The 18,483-nt window shown below is 31.7% G+C and carries 13 protein-coding genes; 9 read left to right on the forward strand and 4 right to left on the reverse strand.

Annotated elements, in window-relative coordinates; all coding sequences use genetic code 11:
* The first annotated feature begins 26 nt into the window (after positions 1–26).
* The 9 genes from mobC to LPB88_RS18940 all read left to right on the forward strand — a co-directional run bounded on the left by mobC (position 27) and on the right by LPB88_RS18940 (position 14,021).
* Positions 27–419 carry a plasmid mobilization relaxosome protein MobC gene (mobC, locus tag LPB88_RS18900; protein ID WP_230717233.1) on the forward strand — a complete coding sequence of 131 codons (393 nt, stop codon included), beginning with the start codon at positions 27–29 and terminating at the stop codon, positions 417–419.
* Positions 407–1,648 (forward strand): relaxase/mobilization nuclease domain-containing protein, encoded by a 1,242-nt coding sequence (locus LPB88_RS18905; RefSeq protein ID WP_230717234.1) that lies wholly within the window; start codon positions 407–409, stop codon positions 1,646–1,648. Before mobC ends, LPB88_RS18905 begins: the two co-directional genes overlap by 13 nt.
* Positions 1,649–1,794: 146 nt before the next feature.
* Positions 1,795–4,869, forward strand: a complete 3,075-nt coding sequence (locus LPB88_RS18910; protein ID WP_230717235.1) for a type I restriction endonuclease — start codon at positions 1,795–1,797, stop codon at positions 4,867–4,869.
* A 27-nt stretch (positions 4,870–4,896) separates the two neighbouring features.
* Positions 4,897–6,492: a class I SAM-dependent DNA methyltransferase gene (locus LPB88_RS18915; protein ID WP_230717236.1), complete on the forward strand. Its 1,596-nt coding sequence runs from the start codon at positions 4,897–4,899 to the stop codon at positions 6,490–6,492.
* On the forward strand, positions 6,485–7,762 hold the full coding sequence (locus LPB88_RS18920) for a restriction endonuclease subunit S (RefSeq protein ID WP_230717237.1): 1,278 nt from the start codon (positions 6,485–6,487) through the stop codon (positions 7,760–7,762). The genes LPB88_RS18915 and LPB88_RS18920 overlap by 8 nt, the downstream gene beginning before the upstream one ends.
* A complete protein-coding gene (locus LPB88_RS18925; protein ID WP_230717238.1) occupies positions 7,752–9,770 on the forward strand; it encodes a hypothetical protein in 2,019 nt (672 codons plus the stop codon). Before LPB88_RS18920 ends, LPB88_RS18925 begins: the two co-directional genes overlap by 11 nt.
* Positions 9,748–10,713 (forward strand): HNH endonuclease, encoded by a 966-nt coding sequence (locus LPB88_RS18930; RefSeq protein ID WP_230717239.1) that lies wholly within the window; start codon positions 9,748–9,750, stop codon positions 10,711–10,713. The genes LPB88_RS18925 and LPB88_RS18930 overlap by 23 nt, the downstream gene beginning before the upstream one ends.
* Before the next feature lie 27 nt (positions 10,714–10,740).
* Positions 10,741–12,645, forward strand: a complete 1,905-nt coding sequence (locus LPB88_RS18935; RefSeq protein WP_230717240.1) for an AAA family ATPase — start codon at positions 10,741–10,743, stop codon at positions 12,643–12,645.
* Positions 12,645–14,021, forward strand: a complete 1,377-nt coding sequence (locus LPB88_RS18940) for an McrC family protein (protein WP_230717241.1) — start codon at positions 12,645–12,647, stop codon at positions 14,019–14,021. The genes LPB88_RS18935 and LPB88_RS18940 overlap by 1 nt, the downstream gene beginning before the upstream one ends.
* Before the next feature lie 206 nt (positions 14,022–14,227).
* Here LPB88_RS18940 and LPB88_RS18945 read toward each other — a convergent pair whose 3' ends face one another.
* From LPB88_RS18945 to LPB88_RS18960, 4 genes are read right to left on the reverse strand one after another with little or no spacing between them, the layout of a single operon-like run.
* A complete protein-coding gene (locus tag LPB88_RS18945) occupies positions 14,228–16,024 on the reverse strand; it encodes an SAVED domain-containing protein (RefSeq protein WP_230717242.1) in 1,797 nt (598 codons plus the stop codon).
* A gap of 2 nt (positions 16,025–16,026) precedes the next feature.
* The gene (locus LPB88_RS18950; RefSeq protein ID WP_230717243.1) at positions 16,027–16,902 is read right to left on the reverse strand and encodes an ATP-binding protein; all 876 of its coding nucleotides are present in this window, start codon (positions 16,900–16,902) and stop codon (positions 16,027–16,029) included.
* 2 nt (positions 16,903–16,904) lie between these two features.
* Positions 16,905–17,390, reverse strand: coding sequence for a hypothetical protein (locus tag LPB88_RS18955; RefSeq protein WP_230717244.1), 486 nt, complete (start codon positions 17,388–17,390; stop codon positions 16,905–16,907).
* Positions 17,391–17,404: 14 nt separating this feature from the next.
* Entirely contained in the window at positions 17,405–18,418 is a 1,014-nt protein-coding gene (locus LPB88_RS18960) for a CBASS oligonucleotide cyclase (RefSeq protein ID WP_230717245.1), read from the reverse strand.
* Positions 18,419–18,483: the final 65 nt, after the last annotated feature.

Below are 18,483 nucleotides of genomic sequence, written 5' to 3' on the forward strand. Positions count from 1 at the left end.
GAGTTTGATAACAATGAAAATGAAAGATGATGAAAAGAGAAAATTCAAACAGGACACGAATCGTGGGACTGCGATTCACTCCTTTGGAGTATGCCGAACTGGAAAAAAGATTCAGAGCAAGCACCTGTCGAAAATTAAGTGACCACATCAGAAGCCACTTATTCAACAAACCCATTGTCGCCACCTACAGAAACCAGTCTTTAGACGAACTGATGGAAGAGACAGCCGTTCTTACTTCCGAATTACGGGCAATCGGCAATAATATAAATCAGATTGCCAGAAAGATAAACACACTCAACACGGTTCCCGATTTCAAAGGGCATCTTTATCTGTTCGAGATCCAGAGAAAAAGACTTTTTGATAAAATGGAAGAGGTCTCAGGCCACACCCAGAAAATAGCAGAAAAATGGTTGCAGTGATAAAAACAAGCTCGTCCATAAGAGGCATTCTGAATTACAACGAAAATAAAGTTATTATCGGAAAAGCTGAATGCATCAGTGCTGTGAATTATCCGCTGGAACTAGAAAAACTGAGTTTCACTTCAAAATTAAACCGCTTCATAAAACTGGCACAACTCAATACCAATGCGAAGCGAAACACAGTGCATATCTCTCTCAACTTTGATTCTTCGGAGAATCATTCGAAAGAAAAAATGGCTGAAATTGCAGATACTTACATGGAAAAACTAGGGTTCGGCAGACAGCCTTATCTGGTATATCAGCATTATGATGCGGGGCATCCACATTGTCATATTGTAACAAACAATATTCAGAGAGACGGAAAAAGAATCGATCTGCATTTATTAGGCATCAGAAAATCAGAACCTGCCCGAAAAGAAATTGAAGAAATGTTTGGACTTGTAAAAGCCGAAGGAAGAAAACCGAAAGAACAATTTTCGTTAAATCCCATAGATGTCGGCAGAGTCCAATACGGAAAAGTAGAGTCCAAAAAGGCGATCAATTCAGTTTTAAACAAGGTTTTGTTTGATTACAAGTATTCAAGCCTGCCTGAACTCAACGCGGTTTTAAATCTTTATAATGTCCATGCTGACAGAGGAAGCGAGGACTCGAGAGTTTTTAAAAACAACGGACTGCTTTACAAGATACTTGAAATAGATAGCAAACCAGTTGGGATCCCAATTAAGGCAAGCGACTTTTACAGCAAACCGACTTTGAAATTTCTAGAAGAAAGATTTAAAATTAATGCTACAAAAAAAGAGCTACATGAAAGACATGTAAGATCCATAATTAGAGAGACTTTCATTAATGAAACATTTAAATCTCTGGAAGAGTTAGCAGAAAAATTAAAAAAGCAAAGCATTACTACGATTTTAAGAAAGAGCAAGGATGGACAGCTTTATGGAATTACTTTTGTAGATCACAAAACCAAATGCGTTTTTAACGGAAGCAGTCTAGGAAAGCAGTACAGTGCAAAAGGAATTTTGGAACGTTGCGAGCTAAATGTGAATCAGCATGAGAAACATTATCAGAAATCGAAAATATTCTTTCCAGAAAACATTCAAAATGTGGAAGTAAATCAGTTAAAAATTAATCCAATTGATATTTTATTGCATGTCGATAATACCATTGATTATGTTCCAAAACAATTTAAACAAAAGAAGAAACGTAGAATAAAAAGAGGGATTTAAAAAGAGTTATAAGTCTATAGTACTTCCACAGTTTTGTCTTCTATTTTGTTGGTACATCTAACTTAGAGCTATTCGATTTTTAAATAGGTTATTTTAATAAAATCATCTACTTTTAGCATCTAGACTGATCTTAAATCAAATCCTGAATGAAGTTTAACGAAGATTCCCGAGTAAAAATACCTGCAATATTACACTTGATGCGATTAGGGTATAAATACATACCTCTTAATGAACAAAATAGGATTGAAGATAATAATATCTTCCCTTCTATTTTCATTCCAAAAATTGCAGTATTAAATGGAATTTCTGAACAGGAAGCACAACGTTTATTAGATGAAATCAACTTAGAACTAGATTATGAAGACCTTGGTAAGAAGTTTTATGAACGGTTAACTTCTACTTCTGGACTTAAACTAATTGATTTTGAAAAATTCGACAATAATGACTTTCATATTACCACTGAATTAACTTGTAAAACGGGTGATGAAGAATTCCGACCTGATATCACTGTTTTAATAAACGGAATGCCATTGGCTTTTATTGAGGTAAAAAAACCGCATAACAAAGAAGGTGTCATTGCAGAAAGAACTCGAATAAATACACGTTTTAAAAACAAACATTTTAGACGTTTTGCTAACATTACGCAATTACTGCTCTTCTCCAATAACATGGAATACGAAGATGGTATAGTTGAACCTATTTTTGGAGCTTTCTATGCCACGCCGGCTTATGATCAAGTTCATTTCAATTATTTCAGAGAAGATGTTGATTATCCTGTAATCGAAAAGCAGAAAGAAATTGACGAAAAAATAGAAAACGAACTATTGAAGGATAACAACCTAATTGTTATTAAAAACAGCCCCGAATACATTACTAATAAGCAGACAAACACCCCAACTAACCGTATTCTAACATCTCTGTTTAGTAAAGAACGCTTAAAATTCATATTGCAATATGCTATTGTGTATGTAGAAGAAGAGGTAACAGGTAAAATAGCATACCAAAAGCACATCATGCGCTATCCTCAGTTATTTGCCACAAAAGCTATTGCTACAAAATTAGAGGCAGGACAAAACAAAGGAATTATTTGGCATACTCAGGGTTCTGGAAAAACAGCATTGGCATACTACAATGTAAAGCATCTAACAGATTACTATGCCAAAAAACAGATCATTCCTAAATTCTACTTTATTGTCGATCGTTTGGATTTATTGATTCAGGCATCAAGTGAATTTGCCAACAGAGGCTTAAAAGTAAAACAGGTTAATTCCAAACAAGATTTTATAGCTGACCTTAAAGTCGTTGGTGCTATCCACAACGATAGTGGCGTTCAGGAAATAACTGTGGTCAATATTCAGAAATTTTCTGAAGATGCAATTGGCATTAGTAATATCAATTACGATATCAACATACAGCGAGTATATTTCTTAGATGAAGCGCACAGAAGTTACAATCCTAAAGGTAATTATTTAGCCAATCTGATTAACTCTGATCGTTCTGCTGTAATTATTGCTTTAACAGGCACGCCTTTATTAAAAGAAGTTGCTAAAGAATATGATTCTAAAATGTTGTTTGGTAATTATTTTCACAAATATTACTACAACATGTCTATTGCCGATGGTTATACCCTACGTCTGATTCGTGAACAGATTGAAGGTAACTTCAAAATGGAAATGAAAGACATAATGGATCAGATTAAAGTATTGCAAGGCGATATTAGTACACGTAAAATTTATGCACATCCAAAATTTGTGGAGCCCTTATTAAAATATATTACAAATGACATAATTAAATTTAGGCGCGATGAGCAAGATGCCTCTTTAGGTGGAATGGTAGTATGTGATTCAGCCGATCAGGCCAAAGAATTGTTTAGTTTGTTTCAGGAAAAATACGGTTATCAGGAAACCGATGCCAGTATTTTGATGGCGGCTGAACCGCCAACTAAATATGGAAATCATGACGAACCTGTTTTAACAGCAGCTTTAATATTGCATGATGAAAATGATAAAACTGTTCGTAAGGAATTAATCAAGACTTATAAAAAGGGAAAAGTTGATTTACTATTCGTGTATAATATGTTGCTCACTGGTTTTGATGCCAAACGATTAAAGAAACTATATCTTGCCCGTGTGATTCAGGATCATAATTTACTGCAGACACTAACCCGCGTTAATCGTCCGTACAAAAAGTACCAATACGGCTACGTAGTAGATTTTGCGGATATCTCTAAAGCCTTTGATCGTACCAATAAAATGTATTTTGATGAATTGCAGGAGCAATTGGGTGACGAAATGGAAATGTATTCGTACTTATTTAAATCACAAGATGAAATTCAGCGGGAAATTCAGGAAATCAAAGAAACCTTATTTCATTACGATACACAGAATCGGGAATTATTCTCCCAGCAGATTGCACAATTAACTGATAAAAAGGAGTTATTGCGTTTGATTAAAGCTTTGCGTACTGCCAAAGAATTGAAAAACATTATTGCAGTAAATGGATACGAAGCTTTAGACGGCATTGCTGATTTTGATATTTGGAACCGATTATTACTGGAAGCACAAAACCGATTGGATAATCTTAATTTTGTGGAGAGTATCGGAAACGAAGAAGCTTCTGCCAATTTATTAAACACCGCCTTAGAGGAGGTTATTTTTCAATTCATCAAAGTAGATGAAAGCGAATTGGTACTGGCTGATGAATTCAAAAACATTTTGCGAAAAACTAGAGAATCATTGCAGACCAATTTTGATCAGTTTGATCCACAATTTGTAAGTTTGCGCGAAGAATTGGAGCGTATATTCAAAAAGAAAAATTTAAGCGAGGTCACACAGGCCGATATGATAGAAAATATGCATTTACTGCAAAAGATCTACGACCGTGCCAAAGAACTCAACCGCAAGAATGCTTTACTAAAAGCGAAATACGAGAACGACGAAAAATATACCCGTATTCACAAAAGACTAAATGAAAAAGGAACATTGAATGCAAAAGAAATGCAGTTGCACAAAGCCTTAATGCAGGTCAAGCAACAAGTTGACATTAAACTCGAAGGACAGGAAGACTTGATGAAAAACGAAGCCTTCTTTAAACGTTACCTGCTCCAGTTAGTAGTACAGGAATTTAAAAAGAAAGAAAAAATTGAAATGGATCAAGATATGAAAAATAGTGTCTCCAATTTAATTGCTAATGAATACTTACAACAATATCAATACAGATAAGATACAATGACGCAGGACATTACTTTCATGACAAAAACAAAGGCACTGATAAACAACCTCAAGAGTGTATGTGCCAATTATGGTTTAGGAAATGACGGAAACGAATTTAAAATAATCACTCAGGTATTTTTATATAAATTTCTGAACGATAAATTCCGCTATGCGGTAAAACAGGAAAAACCAGAATTAGGCAAAACCGATAATTTTTCGAAAGGTTTACGTGAATTGAGTGAAGATGATTACTCTGACTTAATTGACTCATTAGACCCCAACATACCACGCTTACAGCCGGAGCATTTAATTTCGCATTTGTTCTTGAAACAAAACGATAGTGACTTTGCGAAAACATTTGATGATACATTGCGTCAGATTTCGATAGAAAATGCTGAAGTGTTCTCAGTAAAATCATTTACAGGAGCTAAAGATATTTTGTTTGATGAACTCACACAATTTATTTCAGACAGTTCACAGCGCGATGCTTTTGCCAAAGCTTTAATCAATAAGTTATTTGAGTTTAGTTTTGAAGAAATGTTCGAGCAGAAATATGATTTCTTTGCTACCATTTTCGAATATTTAATTAAAGATTACAATACCGATTCAGGAGGGAAATATGCCGAATATTATACTCCTCATGCAGTAGCACGTATTATGGCTCAAATTATGGTACCAGGACCAGTAAAGGGTGTTAAGGTATATGACCCGAGTGCAGGATCTGGGACTTTATTAATGAGCATTGCCCATGAAATTGGGGAAGAAAACTGTACCATATACTCCGAAGACATTTCGCAAAAATCGAGTAATATGCTGCGTTTGAATTTGGTATTGAACAACCTGACACATTCCATCCCAAATATCATCAAAACCAATACAATAGCACAGCCTTCCTATTTAGATACCAAATTTGACTATATCGTTTCAAATCCGCCTTTTAAATTGGATTTCTCCGATTTTCATGCCGACTTGGATAAAGATGCTTTCAAAAAACGTTTTTTTGCAGGAATTCCGAAAATACCAAACAAGGATAAGGATAAAATGGCCATTTATCTATTGTTCATTCAGCATATTATGCACAGTTTGAGTGAAACAGGTAAAGCGGCTATTGTTTTACCAACAGGTTTTATTACAGCGCAAAGCGGTATCGAAAAGAAAATTCGCGAACGTCTTATTACAAACGGATGGTTACGTGGTGTGGTAAGTATGCCCTCTAATATTTTTGCAAGTACAGGTACTAACGTTTCAGTTTTATTTTTAGACAAAGAAGCCGATAGTGAACATATCATCTTGCTCGATGCCTCAAAATTAGGAGAAACTGTAAAAGAAGGTAAAAACCAGCGTACTGTATTGACTAATAGTGAAGAAAATCGAATTATTGAAACCTTTAATAACAAAAAAGCTGTTGAAGATTTATCAGTAGTTGTGGCAAAAGAGGAAATTATTACCAAAAACTATTCCTTTTCAGCAGGACAATATTTCGAAGTTAAAATTGAATATACTGATATTACTCCTGAATCCTTTTCAAAAAAAATGCAAAGTTTTGAAAGTAATTTGATCGATTTGTTTGCTGAAAGCAAGAAGTTAGAAAAAGAAATTGAGTCTAATTTGAAAGGGTTAAAACATGATTAATTGGAGAAGAGTTGATAAAATAATTACGTATCATAGTAAAGGAGTAACACCCAAATATGTAGATAAAAGTTCAATAATTGTATTGAATCAAAAGTGTATAAGAAATAATAAAATTGATTATTCATTTGCTCAATATATAGATGATAATAAGGTTTACAATGAAGATAAGATTTTAAAAGTTGGAGATATACTTATAAACTCTACTGGTCAAGGAACAGCTGGAAGAATTGCAATGGTTGATTTTATTCCTGAAGGATTTCAAATCATTGTAGATTCGCATATTTTGATTTTAAGAACAAATAATTTTTATGAATCAAAATGTTTGAATTACAGTCTGTTTTCAATAGAAGCCAAACTTCAGACTTTTATGGACGGAAGTACTGGTCAGGGAGAATTTGATAAGATTAGATTATTTAATGTACATGTAGGATATCCAAAGGATAATATATCACAACAAAAAATTGCAAAAATACTTTCCGATTTAGATTCAAAAATAGAGCTCAATAATAAAATTAATGCTGAGTTAGATGCCATGTCTAAGACTTTGTATGATTATTGGTTTGTGCAATTTGATTTTCCTGATAAGAATGGGAAGCCTTATAAATCTTCTGGCGGTAAAATGGTTTGGAATGGGGAGTTGAAAAGAGAGATTCCTGAGGGGTGGGAAGTAAAAGAATTATCAGATATTGCAAATATTACAATGGGACAATCTCCTCCAGGAGAAACCTACAATGAGGAAGGTATTGGGGCTATTTTTTATCAAGGTTGTACTGACTTTGGAAAAAGGTTTCCAACAATAAGAAAATTTACATCATCTCCAACACGTTATGCAAGGCAAGGTGAAATTTTACTTAGTGTTAGAGCCCCTGTAGGAACTATGAATATTGCCAAAGAAGATTGTTGTATCGGTCGTGGATTAGCTTCCTTAAATAGTAAAGATAATTCTATTTCATATCTCTTTGGAGTGATGGTCAATCTAAAACAAATTTTTGACAGAAGAAATGTTGATGGAACTACATTTGGCTCAATAACAAAAGATGATTTGTTTTCCTTAAAAGTAATAAAACCTTCAAAAATAGTATTAGAAAAATTTAATAGCATCATAAATCCTTGTTTTCAAAAACAAAATAAACTTAGTGTAGAAAACATAGAACTCGCTTCGCTTCGCGATTGGTTGTTACCTATGTTGATGAATGGGCAGGTTACAGTTGGGGATGTTGAGGAGAAATTGGGGATGGTTGCGGAGAAAGGAGATGGACATGGAAACTAATTTTAAAATAATTGCAATTAGAACGGGGGAAAAACCAACTAGATTTTTCGAGACACAAAGAACCGGTGCAAAATTAGATTTTTTTAAAAATCTAAGTGAAAACACTATTTATTTATTTTATAAAAAATATAGTTTCCCAAATAATGACTTCAGTGAAGTAATATTTGATAAAGACAGTGATTTAGACTTATATAGTATAAATACTAAGGGGAAAAATATACCTATTAGTATTAATGCTATTGTAGGGAATAACGGTTCTGGAAAAAGTAGCCTAATAGAATTATTATATTGGGCAAACTATAATATCGGCTGTATTTCTAAACTATTACGTGATGGAAGACGTAATAATGTTTTGCAGCCTTACAAGTTTTTAGATTTTGAAATATTATATGTCTCTAAAGAGAATCAATTAATAAATTTAATTATTAGAGATGGAGCTGTTTTTCAACAAATGTTTGATTATAAACAAGGAAAATATCTTGTTTCAAATATTCAATTTGCCATTGAAGATGCTTCTGAATTACAAAATTTTTTCTACAGTATAGTAGTAAATTACTCGCACTATGCATTGAATTCGATTGAGATTGGAGATTGGATTGAACCTCTGTTTCACAAAAATGATGGATACCAAACCCCAATTGTACTACACCCAATGCGAACAAATGGAATTATTGACATCAATAGAGAAAATGGTTTATTAAAAAGACGTTTGCTTGGTAATATTCTAGAGCCTATTGGAAAAATACCTATTGAAGATTCTTTGAGAAATATTGCTAATAATAAAATTGTAACGCAGCTAAATTTAAAATACAATTCTCATAAACCGTCAAATGACAAATATAGGGAATCAAAAGGTCTAGAGTTAAACCAAAAAGTGATTAATTCTATTGAGAAACATTTTGAATTTAAAATTTTAAACAATGAACTCAATGAAAATCTTTACGTTAATATTTCATTAAACTACATTATTGAAAAACTCCTAAAAATTAGTACGACTTACAGGCCTTATTTTAAATATGGAGGAAAAGAGAAAGGTACCCTTAAATATATCGATGCTTTTATTAAAAGAATAAAAGAAAGTAATAGCCACATTATTTTTAAGGTTAAAGGAGCTATTATTTATCTGAAGTACTATAAAGAGATTTTTGGTAACGATTATATTCTTCATGAAGAAAACCTTACAATTGAGGTAGAGGAATTATCTAAAAAAATAGAAATCATCAAACAAAAAGAAGAAAAAAATAACATCTTCTTAAATACGTTTACGATGGTTCCACCTGGTTTTTATGACACTGAAATTCTATTGAGTGACGGTACTTCTTTTAACTCACTTAGTTCTGGTGAAAAACAAAAGATACACAGCGTTAGTTCAATCATTTATCACATTATTAATTTGAATTCTGTCAAAGATAATTTTTTAAATGAAAAGGATATTTATCATCATTATCCATTCCTAAATATTGTTTTAGATGAAATAGAATTATATTATCATCCAGAATGGCAAAAAAGATACGTAAAGGATTTGTTAGATTCTATTTCAAATATTCCAAAAGAAAGTATAAACAATATAGAGGGTATCAATATTACTTTTTTAACTCATTCACCTTTTATCTTATCTGATATCCCTAGTACAAATGTTTTGAAATTAAAAAAAGGATTACCGGATGATTATAATGCTGAAGAATTAACCTTTGGAGCAAATATTAATGATATTTTATCGAACGATTTCTTTTTAGGAAATGGCTTAATAGGTGATTTTGCTAAAGAAAAAATTCAAGATATAATTGAATATATCAACGATGAAAAAAGAGGTGAAAAAGTATGGATTACAGAACCTATGGTTGCAAAAAAGGTGATTGAGCAAATAGGAGAGCCTTACTTAAATGATAAACTAAACGATATGTTTTTGGAGGCTTTTCCTGAGTTTAATGATTATGAGATATTAAAATTGGAAGAAAAAATGAAACATATAAAACAATTAAAAAATGGTTCCACTTCAGGTAAATAACACATTTGCTGAAACTCATTACAAAAACATCAAATTCAATTTATTAAACCAAATTGAAAGAGTTCTGGACGAGGATGGCATTCAAAAAAAACCAAGAAATGGTGTAAACTACATTATTGAATTTTCAGATCAATTAGAAAAAGATTTAGAATCATTGATTTCAGATCCTGAAAATAAATTAAAACCTTTGATTACATTAAGAGCAGATTTATTAGAAAGATGGTTAACAATATTAATTACTAAAAGACCAAATTATTTCAATAAATGGCATGATGATAATTTAATTTTAAGAAACATATTTATTGATAATGCTTATGATAACAAAAGTTTTGATAAGTGGGAATTCATAAATAATATAAATATAAATACTTGCCCATATTGTAATAGAAATTACATTTTTGCAATCAAAAAAAACAAAGATGCAAAGCCAGAAATAGATCATTTTTTTCCAAAATCAAAATATCCAATTTTGGGATTAACTTACTTTAATTTAATTCCTTCTTGTAAGTCTTGCAATGGTTTTGGTGCTAAAGAAGAAAAAGATCCAATTATTGAAGGGTTAACAAATCCATATCTTTTGAAAACTAGCGATTTTGTATTTACTCACAAGATAAAAAATATTGCAATCATAAATCCGCTTGTCGGTAAGTCAGACGTAGAAGTTCATTTTAAATATGCTATACAAGGTCATTTAGATGTTTTTAATTTAAAGGATCTATATGAGTTACATCACGATCATGCTTTAGAATTAATTATAAAAAAGAGAATTAAATATTCAAAAAAATATAGAGTCTATTTGAGTTCTTACAAGGGGTTACAATTTAATAAATCCGAAATAGACCGAATGATTCTAGGTAATTATTCTCTAGAAAAACAACAGCATACGAGGCCTTTATCAAAACTTTATCAAGATTTAGGTAAAGAATTGGGATTGATAAATTAGAAATAAGCGAACAGAAATAATTGCATTATGATTTACTGGCACATACAAATGTATCAACCTTGGGGAAGAAACAAAGGAAAAATTGAATCAAGATTAATGCTATTAGAGAAACAGCCTATAATAGGTACTGGAGATTGGGATGATTTCCAGTGTAGAAATTTCACAGGAGAAAGTTCTGAAGGTTTAGAAATCAATGATATAATTTTAGTACGAGAAGGTGCTATTGCTGTAGCCCTATGTAGGATTAATAGTGATTGTTTTACAGATCCTAATTTAAAATCAAAATTCCATCATGATTATTATAGGAATGTGGAAGTTTTAAGCTATTATTATGATAAAGATTTATTTCCTCAACCTCAAAGTACACTTCAAAGATTGTACAATTCAAATACAGATTCTTGGAAATTTATAGACAAATTTTATAATAAGGTTATGCAATCACAAAATTTTGAAAAAATAAAAAATATTCTTCACTACAAAAAACAAATCATCTTACAAGGCCCTCCGGGAACTGGTAAAACTAAATTTGCTAAAGAAATTGCAAAAAAAATAATTGAAGAAAATGCATTTATTTCAGATCAGGTTATAATCGAAAATATAATTGAAAATCAGGTTATAAAATCGACTGAAAGGGAAAAGAATTATGAAGTTTTAGAGATAAATTTTTCTGATAGAAAAATAAAAATTAAAAGAGAATCTGAAACAGAAGATTACACGAGTTTTGATGATGTAATAAATGCATTTAATTCAAAATTATGGGAATCTAAATTGGAACAAGATAATGTCCGAAGAGCAGCTTCACTTGCAAAGTTTATTTATGAAAAGGTGAACTTTAAAAACACTTCTGATCAATTTAAACTTATACAATTTCATCCAAGTTATACCTATGAAGACTTTGTACGAGGAATTACAGCCGAATCAAAAGGAGATCGTATCGAATATAAAAATGTGAATAAAACACTTGGATTATTCGCAGATAAAGCTTTGAAAAATTTTCGGAATTCTCAAAAAGTTTCCGAACTAATTTCTAAAGAAATATGGGTTGATAAAAATTATCTGAAATTCAAAGAGAATTTAGAATCGATCTTGGAAGAATCTGGAGAATTATTGATTAAGGAAGCAACTAAACCAAAAATAACTGCAATTGAAAATGATGCAATACGAGTAAACAGATATAGTAACGAAAAAGATTCTGTTTTAATAAAAGATAGTGATATTATTAATGGGTATATTGGATTGCACTTGGTTGTACCTAACGTGAAAATACAGGATAATTTTTCACTTTCAAAATCTGCAAGAAGTGGTATGTATTATCTGTATCAAAATCTTATTGAAAAATTTAAAAAATACTTAGAAGAGAAAGAAACAGCTTTTGAGTTTAACAATGATTTCAAAAAAGAAGATCTTCGAAAATATGTTTTAGTAATTGACGAAATAAATCGAGCTAATCTTTCCTCAGTGCTGGGAGAATTAATTTATGCCTTAGAATATCGAGGAGAAACTGTTGAGTCTATGTATGATGTCGATGGCAATGATTTAATACTTCCAGCCAATCTTTATATTATTGGCACCATGAATACGGCAGATCGCTCTGTAGGTCATATTGATTATGCCATTAGAAGGCGCTTCGCTTTTGTAGATGTTTTGCCAGAAAATCTGAAAGAGACACAAAATTTAGAAAATTTTGATGATGTACTATTTACTGAAGTAAGCAAATTGTTTGACACTAATCTTTCTCCTGAATTTGAGAAAAATGATGTCCAACTGGGCCATTCTTATTTTATAGATAAATCTGAAGAAAAAGATGGTGTTCCAATGAATATTCGTTTAGAATATGAAATCAAACCTATATTATTGGAATATGTTAAAGATGGTGTCTTAATCGGTGATGGAATTAAGAAAAAAATTGAGAATCTAGATAAATTATACTAATGGGATTTCGTTTATCCGAACATAAAACTATTCTCATCTCGATTGATGATACCATGGATGGTATTGTCAATCAAGAAAAATTAGATTTGTTAGAAACAGTTCAATCCAAACGTTTCAATACGAGCAGTCATTGTTTTATAGCCACTCGAACGGAAGCCGGTTTCAAAATACAAGCAGATTATTGTATAGGACTTGACTGGTTAGGCAAAACAGGAAAATGCTTATATGTAGAACCTAAAATAAATAATTCTTCCGCACAACTTTTTAATCTAAAAACAGAAAGCGAATTTGAAGAAAATGAGGTAGGAGAATCTCCCGAGAATAGTAGAGATAATATCTTCGAACTGGACTATTTGAAAATGCTGCTGCAAATAGTTTCTACTCCTGAGAGTAATTCCGAGTTAAAAGATTTAGTAAAAATTGATTGGCAGAATAAGTTCATCGAAATCGAACAAAAGGATGATAAACTTACTCCTTTGTTGATAGTTCATTTTTTGCAAATTCTAAAAAATATTGTTCGTAAAGGATTGAAGAAAAATTATTATAAAGTACAAGAAAACTTAAACAATCGTGTAAAAGGTAAAATTCTTATTAGCAAACATATTAAACGAAATGTTTTCAAAAATCGTTTTACAAATGCCTATTGTGAATACCAGAATTTTGGTGAAGACCATGCTGAAAATCGTTTCTTAAAGAAAGCCTTTCTGTTTGCAAGTGCATATGTAGAAAATAAAGAAGTCTTTTTCGGAAATATTTTCAGGGATTTACAGCACTCTATTAATTATTGTCGTCCTGCTTTTGAATTAGTTTCAGAAGAAGTAAACGAATATGAATTAAAACATTGCAAACACAATCCGTTTTATCAAGATTATAAAGAAGCCTTAAAAATAGGGAGTTATATATTAAAACGATTTGCTTATAACATTACTCAAACTTCTACTCTAAAAATAATCACTCCTCCTTTTTGGATTGATATGCCACGTTTATTTGAACTCTATGTTTATAGCAAGATGGTAGAAGCCAATGCAGTGGATAAAAAAGATATTCATTATCAGTTTTCTACCTATGGCAATGCCTTAGATATTTTGGTGTCAAAATCAAATAATCATATGGTAATTGATGCCAAATACAAATTACATTATCAAGCTGGTCATTTACATGATGACATTCGTCAGGTAGCGGGTTATGCTCGTTTGAAGAAAGTTAGGAAACAGTTAAATGTTACAGATGATAAGAATATTGATTGTTTGATTATTTATCCTGATATGGAAAATGGTATATCTGTACTAACTTTAGAAAATATTATACAGTTTCGTCAAGAAATAAAATCATATTACAAGGTATTTAAATTAGGAGTAAAATTGCCTTGGATATAAATAACAATAATTAAAATATTATAATTACTGAAGAATTAAATTTCCTGTTTATCAATAAAAGATTTCACTAAATAATCATATTTCTATTAAGTTAAATACAAATAAGCTAGAATAATAAATTTAATATTTTTTTAAGCTTAAAAAATATTCTAAAAAAAATAGCCCAAAAAAATATGTCTTTTCATACCTTGGGCTATCTCAATTCTTTATCCAATCGTTACTTGAAAACTTTTTAAACCTGTTTTTATTTTTTCTCCGTTAAGGTTTTTAAAACCATCTGTTATATCTTGAATTAAATTTGGAGAAAATCGAAAAACTTTATTTCTTGTAAAAGCAGCTAATTGATAATTATTATAGTTCTTAGCATTAAGTTTATAATATGTTCGGTATCCTCGTAACTCCATTTGAGCTCCAGCAAATTCAATTACTGGTTTATCAAGTAAAATCATTACTATTTCTTCTAAAGTTCCTGGACCATCTATATTTTCTATAAGAACCCATTGCCAATACCAATTTAGAAAACGATTCATTGACCTTACCTGTATTATATTAAGTTCATTTCCTGTATCTACAAAACTCCACATAGTTTCAACTGCCGTTTCGATAGCATCACAAAAAAAGGACTTCAATCCTTTTTTTAAACGTCCTCCCTCATATACAGAGCAATATTTATATTCTGTCAACAACCCCCAAACATCAGCCTGATAGTCGGCTTCTTCTATTACTTTAGGAAACTGACCAATACCATTAGCAACTTCTCTGGTCAATCTGTGTCCTTCTTTACTATAATGTAATGCTTCATGAAAGAAAAACAATCTTGCTGCCTGCATAATATCAGTATCTGTTTTCGTTATCAATCTTTTGCTAAGACCAAACAAAAACCCATCATCCAATAACCAAGTATTTGACTTTTCAATATATTCAAAACCATCTTCAACATCTGTTGTTTCAGTATCTATTCTATCGTGTTTCAAACTAGTTTTATTAATGTCGGTAACTGATGTCCAAGGATGGCGGAAATGTTTACTGACTTTATTGTACTCATCATCAGACGCACACACCATTTGAAGCCAGTTGTCTGTTGGTCTTCCAGAGATTGTCTTAATAAAAGGTTTTAATGTGTTTTCTAATTGTTCCTGCCATTTATCTCGAATTTCTTTTGCTAAAATTCGATCTCCCTCAGAAAGCACAACACGATTATCTACCTCCTTAGTAACCAATATTGCTTCCTTGTATTTTGGTGTTTCATTTCTACTAAATTGATAAGTTTGGATATAAGGATAAATATTAGGATTTATTCTCGTTCCTAAAGCAAAAGGCAAACCTGACGAAGAAGCAATAAACAAATGAATTTTTTCTCTATCACTTAATTTATTGGCGTACGCATTTAAAATTTCTTGAAATGAATTAACTACATCACCAATATGTACTTGATTAAAAAGCGAATCTACATTAGGTGTTTCTAAACTTAAATCAAATTCATTTTCGGGATTTGGAACTACTTCATAGGTCGCTTGTCTGTCAATATTAAATGAAGTTGCAATGCGTATTGAAACATCACCTTTTCCTTTTTGAATCTCATTTGGCAATAACAATGGTTTAATCGAAAACTGATAATCTATTGAAGGCTTATCTGTTTCTTGATACCATTCATTTTTTGTATGATGGAATTGATAAATAATGTAAGGATGTGTATTTCCAACAAGATATCCCAGATGAAATGATAAAGGTATGGGGGTAAAACCGAAATATGCAATTGATGCATCTGGATGTGCATCAAGTACAGGTTTCAAAATATCTACAAATTTTCTTTGTTGAGATAAAGCGAGATTGTCAAATGAAAGATCATATAATTCACTCAATTTTGCATTACCAGCTTCAAAATCAATAAAAATGACTTTAGTTTTTGTATCTGGTGATAACGCAGACATACATTCTTGTTCTGTAATCTTCCTATCTAATCCATAGTGCGCTACAATTATTGTTACTTTATTTGTTGTCATATTTATTTTATAAGTGGTGAGGGTTTCGTATTTCTAATTGTTTCGACATACATTTCCTTGTTAAAAGGTTGATTACTCTGAATAGCCTTATACAAAGACTGTTTACCTACTTTTTGTATCAAGTCAGAAAAACTATATGGCGTATCTGGATGACTACTGGCTTCAATAAGATCTGAATAATCTTTTTCAGATAGTTTTGAACCACTAAACATGCGCTGAAATACTAGCTTTCTTTCATTTTTATCTGGTCTATTAAACTCTATTATCTGTGATGCCCTTCTAATAACTGCAGGATCTAATACTTTCAATCTATTTGTAATCAAAATAACAGCTAAAGAAATATTTTCTCTAGCGATTAGATCAATTTGCTTAATTAAAACATTAAGTCCAGCGCGATCTTCGTGATGCGCTTGATTTTGATCACGGTCAGTAGCCAGATCATCAGCCTCATCAATTATTAGAATTCCCATCTGGCCAGACTTAATTTTAGATTTGACCTGTTCAAAAGCATCCGTAATACGGTTTGAGATTTCTCCCACTCTACCTGCACCACGAATATTAGATGGAGTCTCAAAAACAACAACGCGTTTGTCAATTTGCTTTGCCAATGGCGTACCTATTGAGTGAGCCAAAGCTGTTTTACCACATCCAACATCTCCTGATAAAATAATCAATGGTGTACCACCGACTAAATTTTGAAAAAAATCTAGACCTTCTGGATGATGTTTTTTCTGCCATTGTTCAATCTTCTCATTATTAAAAAATAGTTCCAATGTATTTAATAGAGTATTCTTTTGCGTATCAATAGCAATCAAATCTTTATAAGCAGCCTCGGCGATTTGATTTGGGTGCTTATTCTCCTGTATTTTAACTTCCATATTTATTTTGTTATAATAGACCGTTGTAGTCTTAGATTATTGCTTATATAGTTTCGGTCTTGTGTTTCGATGCCTTGTAAAGCACTACCTGTTCCCCATCCTCGCTTTCGCAAATTATCATTTACTACTGTAGCATTAGATTTTGAAAAATCAAGATCAACATACAAGGTTGCACTACATCCACTAGGTATAGCGAAATAATTTATACCTCCTGAAGCTGCTCCTGTGGATAAATAGCCGTAATTGTCAACTGTATATTTATAACTCATAAATTTGGTTCCTGAGGCATTATTTATTTGAATTTCAAAGAATTTAACAACCTTTTGATTCAGAATATAAGTCAGATCTTCAATCCAGCTTTCCGCGCGGACATAAGAAATAATCTGCCTATTTGCAAATCCTATAATATCCTCATATGTATTTTGCATTACTGCTTTAACATCGGACTCTGAATAGCTTTCAGTTCCGCTAAATGTATATGTACTCATATCTTTATTTTTAATTAATTGCAGTGAGAAGAAAAGATTTTACCGAATAATAATTGCATATGCGCCAGACTATCTGCGTCTCTACCTTGCAAATCTGCAACAATAGCTCTATTCATAATCTCAGACGCTTCCTGCAGCCAGTCGGCCAATTCATCAACTTGATAATTTGGCCAAGACTTTACAATATTATTATCATCCATAACAGGATCAAGCACGTTCCAAGGTTTGTAGATATCCGGTTTTGGATTCTTGTAATAGTCAATAAACGAAACTGTCTCTTTGTTTTTGACAATATAGGCAAGGTAGGAGAACCAGTTAGCTAAAGTTTGTGGATATGTAGTGTCATCACCACAGTTATCAAATGCCTTAGCACCTAGAAGATTTATTAAAAAACTTGGAAGGCATAGATTTTCTTCTGTTTCTATTTCTTTTACCGTCCGCCACCATTTAAAAAGTCTAATACAATCATTGAAGGTTACAATACCTTCTGTTTCTTTTGTTATTGCAGTGCGTTTTCGAATAAACTCACGGTGTTTTTCTATAGACGTAGTTATTACATCACCATTACCCCTTATTAACACCTGATAATCAGTGTTATCTGCTTCAAACATAGGTACAATATCGAAGGATAGTTTTTCCTTCTCAAAAACAATATTCACAGAACTTTTAGTTACCTCAATGATATCATCTGGATAACAAGTTTCTGCGTACTTTTTAAAACGATTTATTAGCGGACCAAATTCTGTTTCGTTGTCCTTTTTAACAACAAAAGGCAAATCAATATCCTGACCTTCAGTAGTTGTGTCGCCTCGCATATTACGTCTTAGACCTGTTCTAGTTGAAAAAGAACCTGAATACGGCATTTTCACAATTGTAAGCCCATCTTTTTCAGCTTCAGCTTTTATACATTTTCTTACTTCATCAGATTTTTTTTTGATATTATCACGTGTTTCAGAAGGTGGCGCAATCCAAGAAACAAAATTCTTTATTCTTAAATGCAACGTACTTTTTGTTTTATATGAGCTCATAACTTATTAATTTTAAGCAAAGAAAAAGTTCCATCACGAAATGGAATTTCGCGATGGAACTTTTT

The organism is Flavobacterium sp. JAS (assembly GCF_020991455.1).
In the GTDB taxonomy this organism is placed as follows: Bacteria; Bacteroidota; Bacteroidia; order Flavobacteriales; family Flavobacteriaceae; genus Flavobacterium.